The following is a 25,168-nucleotide window of genomic DNA, read 5'->3' on the forward strand; positions in this document are numbered from 1 at the left end:
CGCGATAGATAACAAGGTGTAAAATTATACCTTAGATATATATTCAAAGAAATCGCTTTCGAAACGCGAAAAACCTCCACCGTACGACACTTCTATAGCCTCGCGGCTATTCTTTCCATCCTTTATTTCCCTTATTATATTAATTACGATTTGCGGGTCTTTCTGCATCAGGAATTGTACAATGGAATAGCCCAAAGCATATCCGTAATTTTCGTGTGTAAAGGATTTTTTCGAAAACTGCTTGTGGCTCCAGTCCAAAAACTCCTCTATATTTATATCCTGGGTGTCAACCATTGTTTTCACACGCATGAAAAATGTATTGTGAGGCTGGTGCTTTACAGTTTTTCCTGCCTTTGTATTGCCAAAATACACAGCCAACCCCTCATTGAGCCATATAGGAACTGAGCCAAAATAGGTATTGACAAAGAAATGGCTAAGCTCGTGATAACAGGTGCTTAAAAACCCATTTTCGTGCCGATCTTTGCATACTACTGCCTCTTTATTCTTTCGCGAATAGAAGCCCATCGAGCGGTGGTGGGTCGTATTTGTCTGCTCTTTCTGGTACATCAGGTAATCGCCATACTTGGAAAAGATAACAAGCCTGACATCTGTACTATTTATTGCCGAATCGGGCAATACCTTATTGTAAAATTCGAGCTGATGGCTGATAACCTGTTCCAATACTTTCTGTTCTTTTTTGTCAAGCACCTTATCATTGTCTTTTATTGCATATTGGGCGCATGCAATATCCGCTATCAGCAACAGGAGAAATGCAATATATATCTTTCTCATTTCTGTTCTTTCTTTTTCAGGTACTTTGCACGTTCTTTTTTGCTCATATCCTGCATTATAAGCTCGTCGGTCAGTTCGCTTACATATGTCGTTTTTTCCTCCAACTTGCCATCGCCACTATTCAACGAATGAAATACAGGAACCAGGTTGCTATGCTTAATGCCGGTTTCATCGTTGTTTACCATGTTTTTGTCGAGAAAGAAAACTGAGAAGTGTATTAGTTTTCTCTCATTGTCGCCTGGTTTTACAATGGCTATAGGTTGGCCTACCGAAACCGATTCGCCGGGATATACCAACACTTTCTGAAATTTAGAATATTGGCCAAAAGTTCCATCCTCATGGTATATGATTATCTTATCGTCTTTCGACAATGTTCTGTTTGCGGTATCGGTCAACCGGTCGTCGCATACCACTCCGCCCCGGCATGCATAAACGGTATCGCCCGCAAATTTCAGGTTAAACACCGATGTAAACGCCCTGTTTCGTGCCGGAATATATTGTATGCTGTCTCCGGGCTTTACCGGCAAAGCATAAACATGGCCGGGGTTTATTTTCTTATTTAGGGAACCCCTGTATGTTCTCGACGAATAGTTGTAGCCTCCGCTTGAAAGGCCATTTTTTACCAATGTTGCTACTATCTTATCGCTTTTGCGGGATATTACCTGCCCCCTGAAGTTTCCTCTTACCTCATAATCTCCTTCTATGTTCAGGCTGATATAGTAATCGCAGAAATCTTCATTTTTTGCTGTTATAACTATATTTCCGTTCTTATCGCGTTCACTTTTGAATGAAATAGCCCTTGTATGCTGCTGGGCAAGCAATACGGATGATGATAGTGCGAGTAAGATTAACAGGATAACATTTTTCATATTCGTATGCTATTTTAAAGAACATCTGGTATAGATAAGGAAACTCCAACCACCCACTTACTGGCAGTTGGAGCTAAGTAACTGTATTTTTATTTAGTGACAGTGATTTTCACATTCTTGATATCACTAAATGCGGTCAACTCTTCCGGATTCAACGCGAAACTAACCAAAGAGTATTTGCGTTCTCCCTTTATCTTGTCTATTGTTGCATTCTTTATCAGGAATACTTTGCCTGTAGAGTTGCTACACTCGAACTTACATTTGTAAGTGCCTTCTTCCATAATAATGAAATAAGCATCTACAACCGGAGTTTCTTTATATTTAGCAAAATAATCGAGAGAAACACCCGAGCAGAAATTGGCAGTATAAGGCAATTCATCATAATGAGTCTCAACCTCTTCGTTGAAACCGTCTACAAATCCATCGACTGTCTGTACTACTGTACGGCCTGCAACAGAAGCTACTTTTTCGGCATGGGCGTCTAGCAGGCGGTCGACACTGCGCCCTACCCCAACGGCAACTTTCCCGGCGGCATCTGTAGCTTTTTCACTAACGCGCTCACCATGTTCATCCACGGCTTCGGCAACTCCTTCTACCACATCCAAACCTGTTTCAGCTATAGTTTTCGATACTTTCTTCACACACCCCGAACAAGAGCTAAAAAGCATAACTATAACAGAGCAGATAAAAATAAAAATTACAAAAATTGATAGTTTTTTCATATTTCTTTTAGTTTGTTAAGTTTATGGGGCAAATATAGATAAAAAAGGATTATTATAATTGCAATATTAAGTCGTTGATTATAATAAAGAAGATGTCCTTTATTACTTTTAGGACACCTTCTTCATATTTGCGGTGTTAGTCTAAGTAACTGTTAGTAATCCTTTACTTCCCAACCCAGAGCACTTGCTCCAAGTACGGCAGCATCGCTTTCTTTAAGTTCCGAAACCAATATCTTTATCTTGTTACGGTAGATCGGCAACATATTCTCTTCCATATGCTTGTGTACCGGATTGAGTATATAATCGCCCGATTTGGTCAGTCCTCCGAACAGGATAATAGCCTCAGGGCTGGAGAATGCTACGAAGTCGGCAAACGATCCTCCTAATATTTTACCTGTAAATTCAAAGATTTCCTGTGCAAGCTTATCGCCTTTCACGGCTGCTTCGTGAACATCTTTCGATGTGATTTCTTCCACATCAAGTTCTCTCAGCAAGCTTGGTTCTTTTCTTGTTTCCAGATATTCGCGCGCTGTACGTGCTACACCTGTAGCAGAACTGTAAGTTTCGAGACATCCTTTTTTGCCGCAACCGCAAACACGTCCACCGGCAATAGCTGTAGTATGCCCCAGTTCTCCGGCAAAACCATCGTGCCCATACACTAGTTGGCCGTTGACAACGATGCCGCTACCTACGCCCGTACCAAGTGTAATAACGATAAAATCTTTCATCCCGCGTGCAGCACCATAGGTCATTTCACCGATAGCTGCAGCGTTGGCATCGTTGGTAAGCGATACGGGGATGTTCAACTTATCAGAAAGCATCTGTGCCAACGGAATTACGCCTTTCCACGGAAGGTTGGGTGCAAATTCGATACATCCGGTGAAGTAGTTTCCGTTTGGTGCGCCAACTCCGATACCCTTGATGTTTCCGGCTCCGCCTACCTGGTCGATAATCTCCTGTACACCGGCAGCCAGATGAGTTACATAACTGTCGATTTCTTTGTAAGCACTGGTTTTGATCGAGCCTTGGTTCAGTATATGGCCTCTTTTGTCTACAACACCGAAAACCGAATTGGTGCCGCCAATGTCGATTCCGATAGCATATGGTTTTTCCATGATTTTAATATAATGTTAATTTTACAATGAAATTATAATTCCGTATTAGTGTCTGCAAATATAATTAATTCCACGAAAAAAACAGGTTCTTGCCAATGCGAATAATGTGAATTTAACATATAGAAATCTGATATTTTTTTCTATATCATATTTTCATACAAAGACAGTATCACGACCAGGCTTCGAGCCATTCCTATAATCCCCTTTTCCATATATGTCTACATAGTCCTTATTGTAATATTCATGCATTTCATTTCTTCACCCTTACTGCATTGCCGGCGGTAGGCGTCAGTTTGGTAAAGCCATACAATGACATTACGCCTATAACAGCAATTATAATAAACGACAGGCGGAAATCGGCAACAGTATAATGCTCCGTACCTCCGTTTATCATATTCGAAAACCGCAGTGCTACCGCCCCCATAGCAATACCCATACCAATGGAAATCTGCTGTATGGTACTGTACAACGTATTGGCCGGAGTCATTTGCTGCTGAGGTATATCTGCAAAGGCCAGTGTAGTGATAGCGCTGAACTGCATAGAGCGGAACAAACCCGATGTAAACATAACTGCTACTATAAGGATGGTAGGAGTAGTAGGTAGCAACAAGGCAGTAAAGAATGTGAACAATGCCACCAAAAGCCCGTTGACTATAAGTACTGTCCGGAAATTGTAATGCCTCATAATCCAGATAGTAGCCGGTTTCATCGCAAGATTGCCCGCCATAGTGGCAAGGAAAAGCGTACCCGATTCAAGGGGGCTAAGCCCGAAACCTTCCTGAAACATCAGGGGGACGAGGTAAGGAGTCACGCCGATTACCATACGCGACAACGAGCCTGTAAAGATTGTCACCTTATAAGTCGGTATCTTTATTACGGAATAGTCTATCAGCGGGTTGGAGATATGGCGCGAATAGATGATATTGAATGTCAGCAGCCCTATACTTACCAGTATCAGTATTGCCGAAACATAATAAGGGACTTCCGTACGGCTCAACAACTCGAATCCATACATAAAGCCAGCCAGAGCCAACCCGCTAAGGACAAAGCCTACAGCATCGAACCGCCTCTTTGGCTGTTTATCGTCTTTTTCTTCGGGTATATAGTGCCATGCCAGCAATACACAGATTATACTGATGGGTATATTGAGATAGAATATCCAGTGCCACGACCAGAAAGTAGTAAGGTATCCACCAACCAAAGGCCCCAGAATAGGGGCTATCAGTGCCGGCCATGTGATATATGCCATAGCTGTCACCAAGTTTTCTTTGGGTGTAACTTTCAAGACTGCCAACCGCCCTACAGGGGTCATCATTGCCCCTGCCATCCCCTGAAAGATACGGAAGATGACAAACTGTGAAAGGTTTTGCGCCGTACCGCATAATGCCGATGCCAATACAAAGAGTATGATGGCAGAACAAAAGACCTTACGCGTGCCGTAACGGTCGGCAATCCATCCACTGACAGGTATAAAAATAGCAAGGGCGATAAGGTACGATGTTACTCCCGCACTGAGATGTATCACATCGGTATCGAAAGTTCGCGCCATAGACGGGATAGCCGTATTGACGGCAGTAGTATCCAACCCCTGCATAAAAAATGCAATGGCTACGATAAGCGGAACGGTATATGCCTTGTCTATTTTCATATGACCTTAAAAACAAGGTGAAATCTCTTTAGTTCAGTAAATACCAATTTATTAAAACTTTTCTTCGATAAGCGTTTTCAAATCCATATTACCAACATCCTCAAAGGATAACCTAAACACACAGCCCGCTTTCCATTCAGAACACCCGTAAGCTGCTTTACCTTTCAGCACTGTCCCTTTTTTACACAGAGGGCATATCAAAGGTTCGGCTGTCTTCGGTTTTGGCTCTTTTTCCTTCTTCGCCCTTGGTTTCTTCGGTGCATTGGGGTCTTTGGGTTTAGCAGCTTTCTTTTTTGGCTTCTCTTCCACCACTTTAGGCGTTTCTTCTATTGTAATAGTATTACCCCAATCGTTTTTCACGTTTACCACTATCTGCCCAAGCATTTCTTTCAGTTCTTCGATAAACTGGCGCGGATCGTACTCATTTTTCTCTATCTGGCGAAGCTTCTTCTCCCATATACCGGTCAGTTCTGCCGATTTGAGCAATTCTTCCTTAATAGTACCTATCAGCTCTACTCCCGTCTTTGTTGCATGCAGGTTCTTACGCTCCTTGCGGATATAGTTCCGCTTAAACAGGGTTTCGATAACGGCGGCACGGGTGGAGGGACGTCCTATCCCATTCTCTTTGAGGGCATCGCGCAATTCATCATCCTCTACAAGCTTTCCCGCCGTTTCCATCGCCCTCAGCAGGGTAGCTTCGGTATAATACTTGGGCGGCTGTGTCCATTTCTCGTTCAAAGCAGGTTCGTGAGGACCTTTCTCGCCTTTGGTGAAGGATGGAAGGATACCGCTCTCGTCCTTGTCGTTTTCTTCCTCCTCCTTGTTGGGGCTATTGGTTGTATCTGCCTGTTTTTCGAACACTACACGCCAACCGGGTTCGAGTATTTGCTTGCCCGTAACCTTAAATTCCACCTTTGCCGCTTCGCCCAATACAGTAGTGGTAGAGATTTTGCAATTGGGGTAAAATACCGCTATAAAACGGCGTGTTATCAGGTCGTACACCTTGCGTTCGTCTGCCGATATATTATTCGCCCTCACTCCTGTAGGGATGATGGCATGGTGGTCGGTAACCTTGCTGTTGTCGAATACTTTTTTCGACTTAGGTATCTTTGCCGCCGCCAGTACGGGTTTCGCCAGTTCTTCGTATCCGGCAAGCCCACGCAATATGGCAGGCACTTTAGGATACATATCGTCGCTCAGGTAAGTAGTATCTACACGCGGATAGGTGGTAAGTTTCTTTTCGTACAACGACTGTATCGTTTTCAGGGTATCTTCTGCCGAGAAAGCAAACTTCTTGTTGCATTCCACCTGCAAAGCCGTAAGGTCGAACAGCCGTGGCGGGGCTTCCTCCCCTTTCTTGATCGAAACATCTGTTACCTCAAATTCCGAACCCTTTATTTCTTCGAGGAATTTCTCACCTTCCTCCTTCTTGGTGAAGCGTCCTTTTGTTGCCGAGAAGGTAGTTTCCCTATATACGGTCTTCAGTTCCCAATATGGCTCGGGGGTGAAGTTTTCTATTTCCAGTTGACGGTTTACGATAAGAGCTAATGTAGGTGTCTGCACCCTGCCGATAGACAGTACCGACTTATTCTGCCCGTATTTCACCGTATAGAGCCGTGTGGCATTCATACCCAGCAACCAGTCGCCGATAGCGCGCGATAGCCCGGCTTCGTAAAGCTTGTCAAACGCAGCCTGGTCTTTAAGGTTGCTAAAGCCTTCGCGCATCGATTCTTCGGTGAGCGACGATATCCACAGGCGTTTTACAGGTGCTTTGTTCTGGGCTTTTTGCATCACCCATCGCTGTATCAGCTCGCCCTCTTGCCCGGCATCACCGCAATTGATTACCTCGTCGGCCTGGGAAAGCAGCTTCTCTATTACTGCAAATTGCTTCTTTACGCCCTCGTTTTCTATCAGCCTGATGCCGAAGCGGGGCGGTATCATCGGCAGCACTGCCAACGACCACGATTTCCATTGCGGCGAATATTCGTGTGGCTCTTTCAATGTGCAGAAATGCCCGAAAGTCCATGTCACCTGATAGCCATTGCCCTCGAAATAACCATCCCTGCGGGCAGTTGCTCCCAGGATGGCGGCTATTTCGCGTGCTACGCTTGGTTTTTCGGCTATGCAGACTTTCATTTAGTATTTTATTATATAATTGATAATCAATAATATTATTAAAAAAAGTAACACATGTAACACATATTTTATATTTTTCGAATGTTACTTTTTATTTTCGTGGCTTCGCTTTAAGCCTCCCCCGGGGAGGTTGGAGGGGCTAAAAAAAGTAACACTTGTAACACATTTTCATATCTTTTTTATTGTTACCTTTTCCCGGACAAATACGCCTATTACCTGCACTATACAGATAAAGTTATCGGGATAAGATGCAGGGTGTTACTTTTTATTTTTCTCAATGTAACACCCTGTTTATCTGATATAAAAAAGGCAATGGCAAAATAGAGTAGCTTATTGCTTAGTAGCTCTCCTCCTTGTTAGGGAAATCCACAGCTTTTACATCCTTGATGTATCCTTGCACAGCCTCGGTCATTACAGTATGTATATCGGCATACTTGCGAAGGAACTTCGGTGCAAACCCCTTGTTCATACCCAGCATATCCTGCACCACAAGCACCTGTCCGTCGGTATCGGCACCTGCGCCTATTCCTATAGTAGCCATAGTGGTTTGCGCAGTAGCTTTCTTAGCCAGTTCTGCCGGAATCTTTTCAAGCACCACGCCAAAGCAGCCTGCCTCTTGCAGCAGTTGTACATCGCGAAGCAATTTATCGGCTTCTGCCGTATCCTTTGCCCTGATAGCATAGCCCCCATACTTATTTACGGATTGAGGCATAAGCCCGAGGTGTCCCATTACAGGAATACCGGCGTTCACTATCTTCCTTATATCTTCTATTATCTCTTCACCACCTTCTATTTTAAGGGCGTCAGCACCGGTTTCTTTTATCATGCGTATAGCTGCCTCAAGCGATTTCATCGGATTGCCCGACACCGTACCGAATGGCATATCTACAATTACCATCGCATGTTTTACCCCGTTTACAACAGAACGTCCGTGATATATCATCTGGTCGAGCGTCATAGGCAGGGTTGTAAGGTTTCCGGCCATAACATTCGATGCCGAATCGCCAATAAGGACAACATCCATCCCCGCCTGGTCGATAATCGAAGCCATCGTATAATCGTAAGCGGTAAGCATGGTTATTTTTTCGCCAAGCTGCTTCATTTCAGCCAGATGGCGTACCGTAATCTTACGGATATTTTCTGTATAAGTAGACATATTTTCTTTGTTTTTAGATTAAAAAACTAGTTCACAGGTTGCAAAGATACAATTTAAGGGGAAAATAAGGAGACTGTTTCGCAAAATGATTTTACAGCCAGCGTGCAACCTTTTGTTAGCCATCGTGGTATTGGTAAAGAGAAATTTTATCTGTATCATCTTACCCGGCGATCAGCAGGGAAGGTAAAAGATTAAAGACCGTTTTTTTAACCTCAATATATCATTTCCGGCATATTATTTGTTGTATCTTTTTATTAATTTTGCAGCCTCAACTATCCGGCTCTGAATAAAAAAAGATACTACATTGAAACTACTTGATTTACAAAAAGTTTTCGAAACCGATAGCAATATTGCGGCTACAGCTGCCGTCTTATCCGACAATAGATATAAGAATACTTATATCAAAGGATTGCTAGGTTCGGCCGTAGCCATGTTTGCAACTGCCCTTTTCCACAAAAAAAGAAACTGCTACCTGTATGTTATCGACAATCAGGAAGATGCAAGCTATTTCTATCACGACCTCACCCAGATATTAGGCACCGAAAATGTGCTGTTCTTCCCCTCTGCCTACAAACGGGCGGTGAAATATGGGCAAATAGACGCGGCAAACGAGATACTCCGCACCGAAGTGCTGGGAAAAATGCAGAACGATGAGCGCAACTTTATCATCGTATCCTATCCCGAAGCCTTGTCGGAAAAAGTAGTATCGGAAGATATACTCCGCAAGAATACTATACATATCAAGGCAGGTGAAGAGATAGACCGCAACTTCGTTTCCGATATGCTCGACACTTTCGGCTTCGAATATGTAGACTATGTGTACGAGCCGGGGCAATACGCCATTCGCGGTAGCATATTGGATGTATTCTCGTTTTCGTACGAATTGCCTTACCGTATCGACTTTTTCGGCGATGAAGTAAGCTCTATCCGCACATTCGATATAGAAACACAATTGTCGAAAGAGCAACTGAAAGAAATACAGGTAATCCCCGATATGCAAAAGGGGGAACTAGACAGGGAGTCGTTCCTCAAACTTCTTCCCAAAGATACGATAATAGGCTTTAAAGATTACGAGAGGGCTAGTGAGGTCGTAGAGTTTATTTATACCGATTTTCCGGTGCTCGACAATCCTGAGCACGAAAAGAATATCCAGAGCAGGCTTACCACTGTGGACGAATATACGGAACTCATTGCCAAATTCCGGCTCTTCCATTTCGGAAACAGGGCTTACGATGTACCCGATACTACTATCGAATTTAAAACAACCAAGCAACCTCCTTTCCATAAGAATTTCGACCTGATAAGCGAAACTTTTAAACAATATCAGGACGATGGTTACAAAATATACATTCTCAGCGACAGCGACAAACAGCACAGGCGTCTCGAAACCATATTCGAAGACCGGGGCGACGATATACACTTCATCCCTATAGACAAAACATTGTCGGAAGGATTTGTAGACGAACTGCTCAAAATATGCTGTTTTACCGACCACCAATTGTTCGACCGCTACCACAAGTACAACCTGAAATCCGACAGGGTGCGTTCGGGTAAATTTGCCATGTCGCTGAAAGAATTGCAGCAGTTCCAGATAGGCGATTACATCGTGCACATCGACCACGGCGTAGGGCAGTTTGGCGGATTGGTACGCTCGGATATGAACGGGAAGATGCAAGAGCTTATAAAGCTTATCTACCTAAACAACGACTCTATATTCGTCTCGCTCCATTCGCTGCACAAGATATCGAAATACCGGGGCAAAGAAGGCGAATCGCCACGGATAAACAAGCTTGGCTCGAATGCGTGGAACAACGTAAAGGAAAAGACAAAAGGCAAGGTAAAAGACATAGCGCGCGACCTGATAAAGCTATATGCCAAACGTCGCGAGGAAAAAGGATTCCAGTTCTCGCCCGACTCGTTTCTGCAACACGAACTCGAAGCCTCGTTCATATACGAAGATACACCCGACCAGTTGAAAGTTACCAACGATGTAAAGCAGGATATGCAAAACATCAAGCCGATGGACAGGCTTGTCTGCGGCGATGTGGGCTTCGGCAAAACAGAAGTCGCCATACGTGCCGCCTTCAAGGCTGTGACCGACAATAAGCAAGTTGCTGTACTTGTGCCTACCACAGTGCTGGCATATCAGCATTACCAGACATTCAAAGACAGGCTCAAAGAGTTTCCGTGCAGGGTGGATTATATCAGCCGCGCACGTACCAGCCATCAAATAAAGGAGACACTGAACGACCTGAAAGAAGGCAAGGTAAACATACTGATAGGTACACACCGGCTGGTGAGCAAGGATGTCGCTTTCAAAGATTTGGGGCTGTTGATAATAGATGAGGAACAGAAATTCGGAGTGGCGGTGAAAGAGAAGCTGAAACAGATGAAAACAAATGTAGATACACTGACCCTTACAGCTACCCCGATACCGCGTACCTTGCAGTTTTCGCTGATGGGTGCGCGCGACTTGTCGGCTATAAATACGCCTCCGCCCAACCGTTACCCTATACAGACCGAGGTGCATACGTCCGATCCGCGCATAATCCGCGAAGCTATCGAATTTGAAATGAGCCGCAACGGCCAGATTTTCTTTATAAACAACCGCATAAAAAATATCTACGAACTGGCTGACCTTGTACGCCGCGAAGTTCCCGATGCACGTATCGCCATAGGGCACGGGCAGATGGAACCGGCTAAGCTCGAATCCATCATCATCGATTTTGTCAACTACGAGTACGATGTGCTTATCGCCACTTCGATTGTAGAATCGGGTATAGATATACCGAATGCCAATACAATAATAGTAAACGATGCCCAAAACTTCGGGCTGAGCGACCTGCACCAATTGCGTGGCCGTGTTGGGCGAAGCAACAAAAAGGCATTTGCATACCTGCTTGCTCCCCCACTCCACAGCCTGACACCTGAGGCCCGCAGACGTTTGCAGGCTATAGAAAACTTCTCGGAACTGGGACACGGTTTCCACATCGCCATGCAGGATTTGGATATCCGCGGCGCAGGAAACTTGCTGGGTGCAGAACAAAGCGGGTTCATAGCCGACTTGGGGTATGAGGTTTATCAAAAGATATTGACCGAAGCCGTCAACGAGCTGAAAAACGATGAATTTGCAGATATCTATTACGAAAAAAAAGATGGTGAGAAAATAGCCGGAGACAGGTTTGTAGACGATGTGCAGATAGAGAGCGACCTCGAACTGCTGTTCGCAGCCACCTACATACCAAACGATTCGGAAAGGATTACCCTCTACAGGGAGCTAGACCAGATGGAGTCTGAAACAGAAGTACTCGAATTTACAAAGAAATTGGAAGACAGGTTTGGCAAGATTCCGAAAGAAGGGCGCGAGTTGATAATGGTAGTCCGCCTGCGCTCGCTAGCCAAAACGCTCGGTATAGAAAAAGTGGTGATGAAAGGCGAAAAGATGAGCCTTTTCCTCATTGCCAATCCCGATTCGCCATACTACCAGTCGCAAGCCTTCGACAAGCTGCTTGGTTACATACAAAACAACCCGCGGAAATGCGAATTGAAAGAACGGAACGGACGGCGGTCGGTAAGCATAAAACAAGTGCCGAATATAGAAACCGCCTGTATGATACTGAACGAAATAAACGGGTAAATTTGGTTATTTAAAAAGCTTGTATTATATTGCATATTAAGAGCTTATTCGCGACAACGATCAGGGCAAACGCATAAAAAATGATATTTACAGTTTTGACTACTGTAGGGCGAATTGAAAATCGACGAAATCAATTATCTTCGCCCGAAATAGAAAAAATCTGCGGGCGAAAAATAATTCGCCCCTACAAAGCTCAGAATTGAGTTTGGATAAATTCCATGCGTTTGCCCTGCGACAACTGCGGAGTAAGCAGAATTATACGAATTTTTTTAATCATAGACTCTAAATATAATACAAATATGAAACTGATAATTAAAAAAATTGCACTTATCGCATTTTGCGCTTTCGTTGCCGCTCCTGCCGTTTTTGCTCAACAGGCTCGCGTAGCCCTCAAAGGTAATGCTTATGTAATAAAAGAAGGAAAATACGCAGGGCTCGAAATAGATGGAGAGGTATTGATACCCGTTGTAACAAAATATTGGGTGAATTTCGATACCTCTACAGGAAAATACTTCGTTGCCGAAACCGAAAATGGGGATTTCTGTGTATTAGACCGCAATGGCAAACAGGTAAAATTGGGTGGTCGCCGTAATTTTTATAAAGCTTCGACAGTAGACGGCACTATAATGACACAAGCTACTAAAGATAGCCCGCCAAAGTATTTCTCTGAAAACAACCTGTCTGTTGAAGTGAAAGTTGAAACGGCAAGCCACGACTTTTTCGACAAAGACCGGGTATTCAATCCCGAAAAAATGGCACAGGCAAAAGCCTCCGAACAAGCCGAATACCTCAGTAGCCTGGTTACTCCCGACGGAAGGTTCGAGATAAAACCGAAACCTAACTCATATCGCCAGCAGATATTTGTGCAAGGAAAAATGCTTCACGAAGCGCAGGAATACAGAGTGCTGTCCGATCCCGAATACTGGAATAAAACAGGATGCTGGGCAATAATGTGCAAAAACAACGGCTATTACGGAGCTTTGCTTTTGGGTGTATATGAAAAAGATGGTAAGCAGATGGTAGAAATCTTACAAACTATTCCGTACGAATACACATTCGTGTCGCATCATGACGGCAATATGATCAAAGCTACTACAAAGTCAATAACAAATCATTATTTTAACTTCGGTGGATGGAAATTCGATCGCGACTGGAAGACCGGAAACTTTACCCCTGAATATAAAAAATGGGTTAAAAATAAATCTACAGGAAAATGGACTCTCCAAAAACAAGAGGAGAAATAATAAGGCGAATACTGCAATGAGGATTCTTTATCTATTACCGGTTTTTATTATTTATTGTTTGTCTGCCACTGCGCAGACAGTGACTTACGATGAGAAGGTACTCGAACAGAAGCTCGACTCTATATTGCGAGAAGGAGAACTCTTGTATAAATACGAAAGAGCCGCCTGGAGCTCTACCGACTATGCCAATTCGAATGAGTTTGTAAAGAAATATTATAGTGGCTATTTCGTTTATCAGGACGGAAAGAAGATAAAAGGCATTATATTCGACGAGAATACGGAAGACTGCGTAGCCGAATATGTTTTCGGAAAGAACTTCGATGCTCCTGAGGAAGTTATCGTTGACAGACGGCGACTGACACAGGAAGAAAAGAAACTGATTAAAACCAGAACCGCTATCTTGCAACAACTTTCCGACCCGAAGTATAAGCTGACGGTTCCTGACGGGTTTAGCCTGAATATAATACTGATTCCCGGCGATGTACAATACAAATTATATATTATCACCGGAACCTCCCGTTCGGATGTTATACCCTTCGGCAACGATTACCTTTTTGTGGCTAACGAAAACGGGGAGATAGAAGAGTGGAGCAAATTCCATTCGCGACTTATTCCTATAGAAACTGTAGGCCCTAACGGCGAAACAGTTATAATGCCCGTTCATAGCCACTTGAAGACTACACCGTTGGTTACAGCTACCGACATCTGTACATTCCGCTTATATGCTCCGTTTCACAACATGCAGGAATTTATGGTGTATTCTACAGCAATGGGTAAGTACCTGAAATACAATTTAAAAAAGAATAAAATAACTATTACGGACAAATAGTTACTTTATTCGAATATATATCAAAAAAAAGAATAAGGCTGTCCGGAAAGACAGCCTTATTACTTATATTTTAAACAGATAGCTTATTAGCGTACTTCGTAGTTAGATTCTTCTGCGAAATCCATTTGAGCTTGAGAAAGATCATTGAAGTGTTTTGTGTACTCTTCCATCTTTGCATTGTATTCGTCAACGATTTTGTTTAGTTCGCTTGCATCCGATTCAGCAGTAAGAGTGCCAAATTTGCGACCTATTTCCACCATGTCTCTCAAACTTTCGTATGTATTAACAGCAGCTTCTTTGAAAGCATCGCCACCTTTAGGCACTTCAAGTGCTTTTACTTTATCTATTTCTGCATTGATTTTTACAAGAGCGCTGTCAGTTTGAGCTGCAACGTCTGCAAAATTGCTGTTTTGCATAGATTTAGAAACTTCGTTTTGGTAATCTTCACCGATTTTTGTGATGTTTGTGTTAGCGTTTACGATTGCATCGTTGAATGCTACTGGGCTAGGTCCACAAGCTACGAAAAATGTAGCAACGGCGATCAAAGAAAATAATACTTTTTTCATGTTTAAAAGTTTGTTTAATTAGTTTATGATATTGACAGAAATTCTACAATTTTATGCAAAAATAATTAAAAAAAACAAATTAGCAAGAACTCACGACGACAAAGGCCTCTTTTTAACCAAAAAGTCTTTTATTCCACCGATATGCTCTTTTACCCTCTTGTCCGAAAACTCGAAGACTTTAGTTACCAACCCATCGAGAAAATCGCGGTCGTGCGACACAAGAATGATTGTGCCGTCGTAATCGAGCAAGGCATTTTTCAATACTTCCTTGGTTTTCAAGTCGAGATGGTTGGTAGGCTCATCGAGAATAAGCAGGTTTACCGGTTCGAGCAGCAGTTTTATCATTGCCAACCGCGTGCGCTCTCCTCCCGACAGCACTTTCACTTTCTTATCCGAGTCTTCTTTATTGAACATAAATGCACCTAATATATTGCGTATCTGGGTGCGGATATCGCCTTCGGCCACACGGTCAATGGTTTCGAATACGGTAAGGTCTTCATCGAGCAGGTCGGCTTGGTTTTGGGCAAAATAACCGACCTCAACATTATGTCCCAGCATAATATCGCCTTCGAAGGGAGTCTCCCCCATCACACATTTTACGAAGGTAGATTTTCCTTCCCCATTCTTTCCGGCAAGGGCAACCTTTTCGCCGCGCTCTATCATCAGGCTGGCATTTTCGAACACTAGGTAATCGTCATATTTCTTGGTCACCATATCCACCGTCAATGGATAGTTGCCCGAACGCGTAGCCGGCTGGAAGCGAATGCGTACACTCGACTTATCTTCTTCGTCTATTTCCACACGCTCCATTTTTTCCAGTTGGCGCACACGGCTTTGCACCAGTACGGCCTTTGCAGCCTGTGCACGGAAGCGTTCGATAAACTCTTCCATCTCGGCTATTTGCTTCTGCTGTGCTTCCCAGGCATGAATCTGTTGCTGGCGACGTTCCTGCCGGAGTTCCAGATATTTGGAGTAATTGACTTTATAATCGTAGATACGCCCCAATGTCAATTCGATGGTGCGGGTAGTAACAGCGTCGATAAAGGCACGGTCGTGCGAGATCAATACTACGGCCTTTGCTTGTGTCTTGATAAAGTTTTCGAGCCATTCTATCGACTCTATATCCAGATGGTTGGTAGGCTCATCGAGCAGCATGATGTCGGGGCTGCTCAGCAATAGTTTAGCCAGTTCGATACGCATACGCCATCCACCGCTAAACTCGCTTGTGGGACGATCGAGGTCGGTACGTTTAAACCCCAGTCCGAGCAATGTTTTCTCCACTTCGCCCTCGAAGTTTACATCTTCTACCGAGGCCAAGCGTTCGTGAGCCTGCGTAAAATCGTCGATCAGTTTGGCATAATCGTCAGATTCGTAGTCTGTACGAGTTTCCAACTGGCGGTTCATATCTTCGATTTTCTCTTGCAGTTCGAAGATGTGAGAAAAGGCCTGTGAAGCCTCTTCGCGCACAGTGCGCCCGTCTACTATCTTCATCACCTGTGGCAAGTAGCCCACAGTGGAGCCATCGGGGCTGGTTACTGTTCCCTTATAATGTGTGTTCACCCCTGCCAATATTTTAAGCATGGTGCTTTTGCCTGCTCCGTTTTTCCCCACAAGGGCAATCTTGTCTTTCTCGTTTATTATATAACTGATGTTGTCGAACAACATACGGTCGCCCATTTCTACTTTAAGGCTTTCTACAATCAGCATTTATCTTTCTGTTTTTTGTTTTTTTGAGGTGCAAAGGTAGGAAAAAGTTATTATCAGGCATAAAAAATAATCCGGACAACACATTCTCATATATTGTCCGGAAATGCAGGCATATTACCTGCTTAGTTCAATTTCACTGTTTGTTTATCGCTCGTTTTTGAGAAAACCGCTCGTAAGCCTATAGGTATGCTGACCAGCTAAGCCCAGACTTTCATCGTATCAATTCTTATCGCTCAAAATTATAAAAAAAATCACACACTTATTGCGCACCTCTTTCAGAATGTCAATATTTAACATTATTATCTGCTTTTATGAGAAATCTTTTCAAATGTGGCAAAACACACAAACGGAGTACAGTATCCACATCACCTATCTTTACATTCAGCGTCAAACAGATTGTTCGTGTCGGAACGAACCATTTTATACTCCTTTCTTATATAAGGAACTACAGGATAAAATGTCTCTATCCACATTTCGTCCACCATTTCGCCAAAGGGACGCCCTTCTATGGGCTTGCCAATATGGGAAGTCAGCATTCGTATCCCATGCTTATCATCATCTGATATTTCGTCCCACGAGCTTCGTTTAGCAAAAGCCTTGTGTTCTATTATCAACTTGTTACCTTTCGACACACCCAGCATCGGATACATTTTTTCCTGCTTTAGTTCGTTCAGCACAATTTTAAAATCATTATACCCTGCATCCAGGGCAAATGTATAGACAAGTGCTTCTATAGAAGCATCTTTTTGCCCATAACTTTTATCCGCCTTTATTGCCAGATGTATTTCTTTATACGCCCCTTTCTTTACAGATTTAGTATAGGGGTAGTTGAAACAATTTGGGTTTTCATTGAATACCGGATGCATAACTGCGTCATCATCGAATGAGTATAAAGCATCTTCATCGCCAAAACCATCGAACTGGATAGAAATGTTTTTTTGCACATCGTTGTATAGGGCATACATATAAAAATCATCGTTGTAGGTAGTATCCGGCTCAAGAATCAGGTATTCATCTAATTCTTTCCATGTACCCACCACAGCCCCTCCGAAAAACACAATTCCGTATGTATGTTCGGGGCTGACCAGCAAATTGACAAAGCCGTGAGGATCGCCACTGCCTTTTTCGGGAGAATACATCCCGGTTAAATCCGTTCTTGTTTGCGCCAAAACATTGGTGGCAACCAACAAGGATATGATTGTCACAATAAATAATCTTGTTTTCAATAGATACTATTCTTAAACTGAGTAACTCTGTGATTAATACGAATGAGCAAATTTAAGGCACACAGGCTTGTCCAACTCTATATTCAGCCCAGTGGTTTCAAGCAATCCTGTTGCTTTGTTGCGTAGAAATACCTGTATCATATTACTATCGCGGTTGGCTACCAGCAGGTATTTTCCGTTAGGCGATATTACGAAGTTGCGTGGATGTATCCCTGTAGGCTGGTAACCTGCATTTTCCAATTTGCCAGTATTCCGGTCGATAGAAAAAATAGCGATACCATCGCCTTGCAAACGGTTAGAAGCATATAAAAACTTACCATCGGGCGAAACATGGATATCGCCACTACCCTGCGCATGGAGCGTGTCGGCTACTATTGTCTGAAATTCTGAGAGGTCACCGGTTTCTTCATTATAATTGAAACCGATTACCGTTCCGCCTATTTCATTGATCAGGTAAGCGAATTTTCCGTCAGGATGGAATGTGAGGTGACGGGGACCCGAACCATCGGCTACTTTAAAAGATTCAGGTTCACCTTTCATCAGGAATCCCCCCCCAGAATCTCTTGTTTGAAACTTATATATTCTATCTGTCCCCAAATCGGTAGCATACAGATATCTGTCATCGGGAGAAAACTGAACACAATGCAAATGTGGTCTTTTCTGCCTTTCGGGATGAATACCTTTCCCTTCGAAACCAAAGATCTTCGGCTCGCCGCCAATAGAACCATCTGCCACCAAAGGGAAGAGGGAAATACTAGCACCACTATAATTTGCAGTCACCAGGTAACGATTGTCCTTATCGGCAACCACATAGCACGGGGCATCGCCACCGGTGGGCATTGTATTCATCAGCCTTAAAGAATCTCCTCCTTTATCGAAACTGTAAGCTGCAACAACGGCCCTATCCCCCTCACCTTCCGACACGGCATATACAAAACGCTCGTCGTTGCTCAGGTTCAGGTAAGATGGATTGTCTTGCCTTGCCAAACTTTTCAGCTCGCTATTTCCCGATATGGTATCGAACCTATAGACATAAATCCCCTCGCTACCTGTATCGGTATACGTACCCACAAGCAGGAACATGGACGACTCTGCCGCAACAGCCATCTCAATATCATCCAGATCCGTATTACTCCTCTTCTTTTTATTGTTGCACGACACCATAATCAAAGACAGAAATATAAAAAAGACATATTTTTTCATAACAATATTTTAAGTGATTTGCTTCTTAGAGCCTGTTTAAATTTCATAAAAATACAAATTAAAGAAAAAGTTGCTTCAATAGAAAACCCAAAGTGGTCATTTTGTGTTTTGTATATAAAAAATACTGTCGAAAGTAAAATATATATCCATAGTCTGAAATCAAAGCCCGAAATTTTTCTTAATTTTGCATTTCGTCTGAAAACAATAAAGATTATGAAGGTACTCAAATTTGGCAGCGCATCTATAGCTACAGCCGATAAAATAAAGCAGGTAGCAGCTATCGTAGAAAAGGGAAAAGGCAATATCATTGTCTTGTCTTCGATACGTGGCACGGCAGAAGCATTGGCCGAAGTCTCGGACTATCTTTATAAAAAGAACCAGGAAGGTGCCATCGAAATCATCAACAAGCTGGAAAAAGATTACAGGCAGCTTGTCGGCGACCTGTTTTCGGATGCATCATTCGGCGAAAAGGCAATAGCAGTGGTAACCGAAAAGTTCAGCTATATCAGGACTTTTACCAAAGACTTGTTCACCTTGTTTGAAGAACGGTCGGTGCTTGCTCAGTCGGAACTGTTGAGTTCGGAAATATTCCATCTCTATATGCAGGAGAGAGGTATGAAATCGACACTTATCGCAGCACTTGATTTTATGCGGACTGACAAAAACGGTACGCCCGACCCAGTGTATATCAAGGAAAAACTCCAGGCATTGCTCGATGAGGCTAAAGATGCAGATATATACATTACACAAGGCTATATCACCCGCAACGCTTATGGCGAAATAGACGACCTGCGCAAAGGAGGTAGCGACTATACAGCTTCGCTTGTCGGGGTGGCTGTAGATGCCAAAGAAATACAGATATGGGCAGATGTAGACGCCATGCAGAACAACGACCCGCGCTACGTGAAAGGAACAAAAGCCATACCGTTGCTCAACTTCGACGAAGCTGCCGAACTGGCGTACTTCGGCACAAAGATACTGCATCCGTCGAGCGTACTTCCCGCTAAGCTTGCCGACATAGCGGTTTGCCTGAAAAATACGCAATACCCCGATGCACCGGGCACGCTCATTTCGAACAAAACAACAGACAGCACCATAAAAGCGGTGGCTGCCAAAGATGATATTACAGCGGTAAAAATAACCTCAGGACGTATGCTTCTGGCTCACGGATTTCTTCGCCGCGTGGCCGAAGTATTCGAAAACTACCAGACTGCGATAGATATGCTGACGACATCCGAAATAGGAGTCTCGCTCACTATCGACGACAACCGTAAACTAGAGCTGATAGTAAACGACCTGAAAAAATATGGAACAGTGTCTGCCGATACCGGCATGGTGATAATATCTGTTATAGGAAATCTGGAATCGGACAACTCGCGGTTTGCATCGGATATACTCGATGCTGTGAAAGAGATCCCAGTATCTATGATTTCGTACGGAGGTAGCAGATACAACTTCTCATTCCTTATCGACAAACAGTATAAGGAAAAGGCACTGCAAATATTGAATGATAAATTGTTTAATTAATTTTTTTATTATCTGATGACAAAAGGAAATTTTCCTCTTGAGAAACTGAAAGGCATAGAAACTCCTTACTACTATTACGATATGGAGCTACTGAAAAAGACGCTCAAAATAGTAAAAGAAGAAACTAAAAAATATGGCTACCAACAGCATTATGCAGTAAAAGCAAATGCCAACAGCCGTATTTTGAGCCTTATCGCATCCGAAGGATTTGGAGCCGATTGTGTAAGCGGAAACGAAGTAAAAGCTGCTGTCAATGCAGGTTTCCCGGCTTCGAAAATTGTCTTTGCCGGAGTAGGCAAAACCGATAAGGAAATAAATCTAGCCCTCGACCTTAATATCTTTTGCTTCAATGTGGAATCGTTGCCCGAACTATCAGTTATAAACGAACTGGCATGCAAAAAAGGCAAGATAGCACAGGTAGCTTTGCGTATCAACCCCAATGTAGATGCACATACACACGAATATATAACCACAGGGCTCAGCGAAAACAAATTCGGGTTCAGCATGGCGCATATCGACGATGCTATAGAACTACTTAAATCGCTGAAAAACATTAAGCTTATAGGCCTGCATTTCCATATAGGTTCGCAAATAGAAAATATCGAAGTATTCGAGCCACTATGTATGCGTATAAACGAATTGCAGGATTATTTCGAACAAAAAGAAATAAGACTGGAAAACATCAACGTAGGCGGCGGACTAGGTATAGATTACGAAGACCCCGATGCTAACCCTATCCCCGACTTTGCTTCATATTTTGAACTATTCCATAAAAACCTGAAATTGAGGAGCGGACAACTCGTTCATTTCGAACTGGGACGCTCTATAGTAGGGCAAACAGGAACATTGGTTACACGTGCTGTTTATATCAAACATGGAGAAGTGAAAGATTTTGTTATAGTAGATGCTGGCATGAGTGACCTTATCCGTCCGGCTCTCTATCAGGCGTACCACAAGGTCGAAAACATTTCGTCGGATATGCCGGAAGTAAAATATGACGTGGTAGGCCCTATCTGCGAATCGTCTGACGTGTTTGTAAAAGACTATATGCTTCCCGAAACCAAGCGTGGAGATATACTCATTCTGCGTTCGGCCGGTGCATATGGCGAGATAATGGCTATGCAATACAATTGCCGCGACCTGCCTAAAGCGCATTTCTCGGATAAGATATGAAAACGATCCGGAAGGTTGGAGAAAAGAAGCACGGATGTGCATAGAGTTTAGAATAAATATTTAGCAATAAACCGGTGAGTCGTATCTTATGATACGGCTCACAACATATAGAAAAATGCACAAATTACGCTGGTATGCTCGATAAAATATTGTCTTACTTCGTTTTCAGTGAAATAGAAATTATACTTCTAGTACTCCTGTCCATTCTCTTTATAGTACAGGTTTATATCTATTTTTTCTATTACAAAGCACCTTATTCGCGGGCTAGAAGAAATAGCGGCGACGACAATGGCAGTGCCGGACAAAACAAACCGGTACCAAAAGTATCGGTAATCATTACCGCCGAAAACGAGGCCGATGCCCTAGCCAAAAACCTCCTTCCGATGCTGAAGCAGGATTATCCCGACTTTGAAGTGGTAGTGGTGGACAATAGTTCGAACGACCTGACCCAAGACTTGCTTATATCGCTCAGGAACATGTATCCGGGCAGGCTCTATTATACTTATGTACCCTATTCGAATGATAAGAAATATGGCTGCCGGAAACTGGCGTTGACGATAGGAATAAAGGCCGCGAAGGGAGATGTTTTGTTATTCACCGAACCATATTCGCGACCGATATCAACCGGATGGATATCGTCGATGGTGGACCAGTTGGACGATAACATAGGCGTGGTTCTGGGACATTCTTTTTATACCAATACAAAGGATTTTTACAACAGGGTTGCACGTTTCGACAACCTCTTATTCAGCCTGCAATATTTGTCTACAGCTATCAGGTCGCAAGGATTGACCGGAACTTTCTGTAATGTAATGTTCCGCAAAAATCTATTTTTCGACCGGAAAGGATTTGCTTCGGTGCTGAATATCGAACATGCTGAAAATGTTTTCCTCAACCAGATTATCAGAGATAATAATACCGCTGTAGCACTTTCCGAAAACAGCTTTGTGGAAACAACTATTTCCCGCCGTTGGCAATGGGAAACGATCAAGGATGTATATGCCGCCACCAAGCCATATTTTCGCGGCTGGACAAAATATCTGAGTACTGCCGAAACTTCGAGCCGGCTCTTATTTTATGCTATGGTTGTAGCCCTCTCTGCTTATAGTGTTACGACTCACAACTGGGTATTGCTTGGCATCACTATCTTCTTTTTCCTGCTGAGGCTCACAATCCAACTGATAATAATAGGCAAAGCAGCGAAATATTTCCGCGCGGGAATATTCCACCTTTCACTATTGATGATGGATATTATACAGCCTTTTTATAATCTGAATTTGCGAGGAAAAAAGAAAAGGAGATAATCGCTTTGTTCTCGGATTGCCTCCCTCTGTATGGTTTATCTGTATAAATTTCTATTACTCCATTTTATACTTTATCTGGTCGAATAAGAATGGGAATAACTGTTCGTCGGCTCCGTGACTGATCAACGTATCTTTATCGGCATCGAAAAGTAGGGCAAACAACTCAAAATCATTATCCTTATACACTGCCTGGCGATAAAAATCCACAGCCTCTTTCTTATTGCCTACACATAGTTCTACATGTCCGGCATTCAGATAATCGTGTATTGTTGTTTTTCGTTCCAATATACGCTTGTAATACCTTTGCGAAACATCATATTTTTTCAAAAGGAATGATGTCCATGCTATCGGGCGCAACGCCTTCGTGCCTTTTGTGTCTATCAACTCCACTTTGAAGTAGGCATTCAGTGCATCTTCATATTGCCCTGTTTCCAGCAGGCAGTGCCCTATATTGAGCTCTATATTAATATTGTCGGGGTTTAGTTTTGCAGCTTTCCGGTAATAAGAAAGTGCGAGCCCTGCTTTCTTCTGTGCACGATATAATTGGGCTATACGCTTTATAATCCACGAATTATCGGGCCTCAACAGGTCTGCTTGCAGGTAGGCTTCCAGCGCTCCATCGTTGTTGTTGAGCATCTGACGGCAATAACCAATCTTTTGCCAGAGGTCTTCATTCTGCTCATCGGCCTTTATCATCTTTTCGAATATATAAAGGGCTTCTTTGAAATTATTCTTGTCGAAGCAATAATGTGCTATCTTCCTCATACTCTCGTTGTCGGAAATAAGCGGGGCTATCGACTGTTTATTGAGGAAATTGAGGCTCAGGCTGAATATATCGAAAAAGTTATTCCTATATGGATTAACTTTGAAGAAGCGGTATAAATCCTGCATATACTGATTCGAAACCACTTCCTCATCCACTCTTGGGTTCATGGCTTGAGCTTCGCGCTGTAGTTGCTTTACCTCTTCCGATTCTGCCCCCATTTGCCCCATCATCATTTCGCGTTGCGCCTGTGGTATTTGTTTGAGGCTAAGACAGAAAGAATACTTGTCCGAATTGCACATATGGCCGGAATCCAGTACCGCTGCTTTCAACAAATTGTTAGTCTTATCGTCGGGAAAAAGCGGTGCTACTTCCGAATACGATGGGTCGAACGGAAGGAACCAGTTACTCATATCCGAAAAGAAAGGAAAGCTTTTCAGGCTGGCAAATGTAGAGTGGAATACATCCGCTCCTTCCATCTGCAAGTGCGAGTATTCCTGTAATTTTTTACCTAAATCCGATTCTTCGAGTTCTTTCTTCCATTCAGGATTTTTCTCCGAAAGATCGAGGTCTGCCCCCATCAGCTCTTCCATGTTGAGCTTACGCCCGGCAAGGCTGTTGAGCTTCATCATTTCGGGCAGTATCTCTTCTTTTATTTTCTTGGTTATTTCTTCTGTCTCGCGCGAACGGATAAGCTGTATTATAGTACGCAAGACTGCTTTGCGGAAATCAGGGTCTTCCGACATGATTGCCAGCCTGTCTTGCAACTCCGGATAAAGAGCCCAACGGATATCGTACATTTGCATAACAATCACCAAACCGACTATAGACCTTGCTCTTAGCTGCATATTATCGGCTGTAGCAGTATGCATCAATACTTGTACTTTACGGGCATCGAAACGGTGAAAAAGGCTAAGCGACAAGGCTGATATAAAGAGGCATTTTTCGCGTACGGGCAAGTCGATATTATCTATAAAGGCAATATGTTCTTCCTGATCTTTCTCGCCGGCTCTTGGCGAAACAAAGACTGAGGTAAACATATCGGAAGCCAGACGCTCGCGACGGATGGCAAACTCAATGTTTTTCGCATTTTTTTCTTCTGCATTCTCCAACAGGTCGAGAAGGGAAATAGACGCCGTAATTTCTTTCAGGTCGCTGTGATAATCCGTCAAACTTTGCTGTTTCAAAGCATTGATCCGGTATTTTTCGTAAAATACATTCGACGAATCGGTATTGAGCAGTTCGTCGGCAGCATCGTCTGTCAGTTCGTACAACGAACGCAGAAGCTTATTATATAAAGCTTTACGCTGACTGTCTTCTACTCCTTCGAACATGTAATGGAGCATAAATTTATAATTAGTCTCCAGTTCGCTCAAAGTTTCCGATATTTTCCAATCCTGTGTATTTATTGTCAGTTTACCCAATAAGGCAAAAGCATCTTTCAACTGCCTTTTTGACAGGTTTTGCAAGATTTCCCTTTTCAATGATATTATGTCGCGGCTATTCATCAAGTCTTTTTAGTTCAGTTGCCTCACTTTCGAAACACTATTT

General features: G+C 43.2%; 18 protein-coding genes. 6 read left to right on the forward strand and 12 right to left on the reverse strand.

What is annotated here, in order from left to right; all coding sequences use genetic code 11:
• Positions 1-24: 24 nt before the first annotated feature.
• From D0T57_RS10385 to panB, 7 genes are all read right to left on the reverse strand, one after another.
• Positions 25-792: a DUF1570 domain-containing protein gene (locus D0T57_RS10385; protein WP_163273427.1), complete on the reverse strand. Its 768-nt coding sequence runs from the start codon at positions 790-792 to the stop codon at positions 25-27.
• Positions 789-1,661 (reverse strand): peptidoglycan DD-metalloendopeptidase family protein, encoded by an 873-nt coding sequence (locus D0T57_RS10390; protein ID WP_163273428.1) that lies wholly within the window; start codon positions 1,659-1,661, stop codon positions 789-791. The genes D0T57_RS10385 and D0T57_RS10390 overlap by 4 nt, the downstream gene beginning before the upstream one ends.
• 89 nt (positions 1,662-1,750) lie before the next feature.
• Positions 1,751-2,383, reverse strand: coding sequence for a hypothetical protein (locus D0T57_RS10395; RefSeq protein ID WP_163273429.1), 633 nt, complete (start codon positions 2,381-2,383; stop codon positions 1,751-1,753).
• A gap of 152 nt (positions 2,384-2,535) precedes the next feature.
• Positions 2,536-3,498, reverse strand: coding sequence for an ROK family protein (locus tag D0T57_RS10400; RefSeq protein WP_163273430.1), 963 nt, complete (start codon positions 3,496-3,498; stop codon positions 2,536-2,538).
• A 250-nt stretch (positions 3,499-3,748) separates the two neighbouring features.
• Entirely contained in the window at positions 3,749-5,146 is a 1,398-nt protein-coding gene (locus tag D0T57_RS10405) for a DHA2 family efflux MFS transporter permease subunit (RefSeq protein WP_163273431.1), read from the reverse strand.
• A 51-nt stretch (positions 5,147-5,197) separates the two neighbouring features.
• Positions 5,198-7,282, reverse strand: coding sequence for a DNA topoisomerase 3 (locus D0T57_RS10410; protein ID WP_163273432.1), 2,085 nt, complete (start codon positions 7,280-7,282; stop codon positions 5,198-5,200).
• A gap of 337 nt (positions 7,283-7,619) precedes the next feature.
• Complete coding sequence (gene panB / locus D0T57_RS10415; RefSeq protein ID WP_163273433.1) at positions 7,620-8,438, reverse strand: 3-methyl-2-oxobutanoate hydroxymethyltransferase; 819 nt, start codon at positions 8,436-8,438, stop codon at positions 7,620-7,622.
• A gap of 304 nt (positions 8,439-8,742) precedes the next feature.
• Here panB and mfd point away from each other — a divergent pair, with 304 nt between their 5' ends.
• From mfd to D0T57_RS10430, 3 genes are all read left to right on the forward strand, one after another.
• Positions 8,743-12,075, forward strand: coding sequence for a transcription-repair coupling factor (gene mfd / locus D0T57_RS10420; RefSeq protein WP_163273434.1), 3,333 nt, complete (start codon positions 8,743-8,745; stop codon positions 12,073-12,075).
• Between the two features lie 299 nt (positions 12,076-12,374).
• Positions 12,375-13,319, forward strand: coding sequence for a hypothetical protein (locus D0T57_RS10425; RefSeq protein WP_163273435.1), 945 nt, complete (start codon positions 12,375-12,377; stop codon positions 13,317-13,319).
• A 16-nt stretch (positions 13,320-13,335) separates the two neighbouring features.
• Positions 13,336-14,148, forward strand: coding sequence for a hypothetical protein (locus D0T57_RS10430; protein ID WP_163273436.1), 813 nt, complete (start codon positions 13,336-13,338; stop codon positions 14,146-14,148).
• Positions 14,149-14,234: 86 nt separating this feature from the next.
• Here D0T57_RS10430 and D0T57_RS10435 read toward each other — a convergent pair whose 3' ends face one another.
• From D0T57_RS10435 to D0T57_RS10450, 4 genes are all read right to left on the reverse strand, one after another.
• A complete protein-coding gene (locus tag D0T57_RS10435) occupies positions 14,235-14,714 on the reverse strand; it encodes a hypothetical protein (protein WP_163273437.1) in 480 nt (159 codons plus the stop codon).
• A 90-nt stretch (positions 14,715-14,804) separates the two neighbouring features.
• Positions 14,805-16,421, reverse strand: coding sequence for an ABC-F family ATP-binding cassette domain-containing protein (locus tag D0T57_RS10440; RefSeq protein ID WP_163273438.1), 1,617 nt, complete (start codon positions 16,419-16,421; stop codon positions 14,805-14,807).
• Between the two features lie 365 nt (positions 16,422-16,786).
• Positions 16,787-17,647 (reverse strand): hypothetical protein, encoded by an 861-nt coding sequence (locus D0T57_RS10445; RefSeq protein ID WP_163273439.1) that lies wholly within the window; start codon positions 17,645-17,647, stop codon positions 16,787-16,789.
• A 33-nt stretch (positions 17,648-17,680) separates the two neighbouring features.
• Positions 17,681-18,850 (reverse strand): lactonase family protein, encoded by a 1,170-nt coding sequence (locus D0T57_RS10450; protein WP_163273440.1) that lies wholly within the window; start codon positions 18,848-18,850, stop codon positions 17,681-17,683.
• 213 nt (positions 18,851-19,063) lie between these two features.
• Here D0T57_RS10450 and D0T57_RS10455 point away from each other — a divergent pair, with 213 nt between their 5' ends.
• From D0T57_RS10455 to D0T57_RS10465, 3 genes are all read left to right on the forward strand, one after another.
• A complete protein-coding gene (locus D0T57_RS10455) occupies positions 19,064-20,377 on the forward strand; it encodes an aspartate kinase (protein ID WP_163273441.1) in 1,314 nt (437 codons plus the stop codon).
• A gap of 15 nt (positions 20,378-20,392) precedes the next feature.
• Positions 20,393-21,550, forward strand: coding sequence for a diaminopimelate decarboxylase (lysA, locus tag D0T57_RS10460; protein ID WP_163273442.1), 1,158 nt, complete (start codon positions 20,393-20,395; stop codon positions 21,548-21,550).
• A gap of 134 nt (positions 21,551-21,684) precedes the next feature.
• Positions 21,685-22,854, forward strand: a complete 1,170-nt coding sequence (locus tag D0T57_RS10465; protein ID WP_163273443.1) for a glycosyltransferase — start codon at positions 21,685-21,687, stop codon at positions 22,852-22,854.
• 54 nt (positions 22,855-22,908) lie between these two features.
• Here the strand turns inward: D0T57_RS10465 and D0T57_RS10470 are convergent, their stop codons facing one another.
• A complete protein-coding gene (locus D0T57_RS10470; RefSeq protein WP_163273444.1) occupies positions 22,909-25,125 on the reverse strand; it encodes a lipopolysaccharide assembly protein LapB in 2,217 nt (738 codons plus the stop codon).
• Positions 25,126-25,168 lie beyond the last annotated feature (43 nt).

It is taken from the genome of Dysgonomonas sp. 511, assembly GCF_010501105.1.
In the GTDB taxonomy this organism is placed as follows: domain Bacteria; phylum Bacteroidota; class Bacteroidia; order Bacteroidales; family Dysgonomonadaceae; genus Dysgonomonas.

Coding starts and splice junctions, on each gene's coding strand:
- D0T57_RS10385 (WP_163273427.1), bottom strand. CDS start 792: ATGAGAAAGATATATATTGCATTTCTCCTGTTGCTGATAGCGGATATT.
- D0T57_RS10390 (WP_163273428.1), bottom strand. CDS start 1,661: ATGAAAAATGTTATCCTGTTAATCTTACTCGCACTATCATCATCCGTA.
- D0T57_RS10395 (WP_163273429.1), bottom strand. CDS start 2,383: ATGAAAAAACTATCAATTTTTGTAATTTTTATTTTTATCTGCTCTGTT.
- D0T57_RS10400 (WP_163273430.1), bottom strand. CDS start 3,498: ATGGAAAAACCATATGCTATCGGAATCGACATTGGCGGCACCAATTCG.
- D0T57_RS10405 (WP_163273431.1), bottom strand. CDS start 5,146: ATGAAAATAGACAAGGCATATACCGTTCCGCTTATCGTAGCCATTGCA.
- D0T57_RS10410 (WP_163273432.1), bottom strand. CDS start 7,282: ATGAAAGTCTGCATAGCCGAAAAACCAAGCGTAGCACGCGAAATAGCC.
- panB (WP_163273433.1), bottom strand. CDS start 8,438: ATGTCTACTTATACAGAAAATATCCGTAAGATTACGGTACGCCATCTG.
- D0T57_RS10425 (WP_163273435.1), top strand. CDS start 12,375: ATGAAACTGATAATTAAAAAAATTGCACTTATCGCATTTTGCGCTTTC.
- D0T57_RS10430 (WP_163273436.1), top strand. CDS start 13,336: ATGAGGATTCTTTATCTATTACCGGTTTTTATTATTTATTGTTTGTCT.
- D0T57_RS10435 (WP_163273437.1), bottom strand. CDS start 14,714: ATGAAAAAAGTATTATTTTCTTTGATCGCCGTTGCTACATTTTTCGTA.
- D0T57_RS10440 (WP_163273438.1), bottom strand. CDS start 16,421: ATGCTGATTGTAGAAAGCCTTAAAGTAGAAATGGGCGACCGTATGTTG.
- D0T57_RS10450 (WP_163273440.1), bottom strand. CDS start 18,850: ATGAAAAAATATGTCTTTTTTATATTTCTGTCTTTGATTATGGTGTCG.
- D0T57_RS10455 (WP_163273441.1), top strand. CDS start 19,064: ATGAAGGTACTCAAATTTGGCAGCGCATCTATAGCTACAGCCGATAAA.
- lysA (WP_163273442.1), top strand. CDS start 20,393: ATGACAAAAGGAAATTTTCCTCTTGAGAAACTGAAAGGCATAGAAACT.
- D0T57_RS10465 (WP_163273443.1), top strand. CDS start 21,685: ATGCTCGATAAAATATTGTCTTACTTCGTTTTCAGTGAAATAGAAATT.
- D0T57_RS10470 (WP_163273444.1), bottom strand. CDS start 25,125: ATGAATAGCCGCGACATAATATCATTGAAAAGGGAAATCTTGCAAAAC.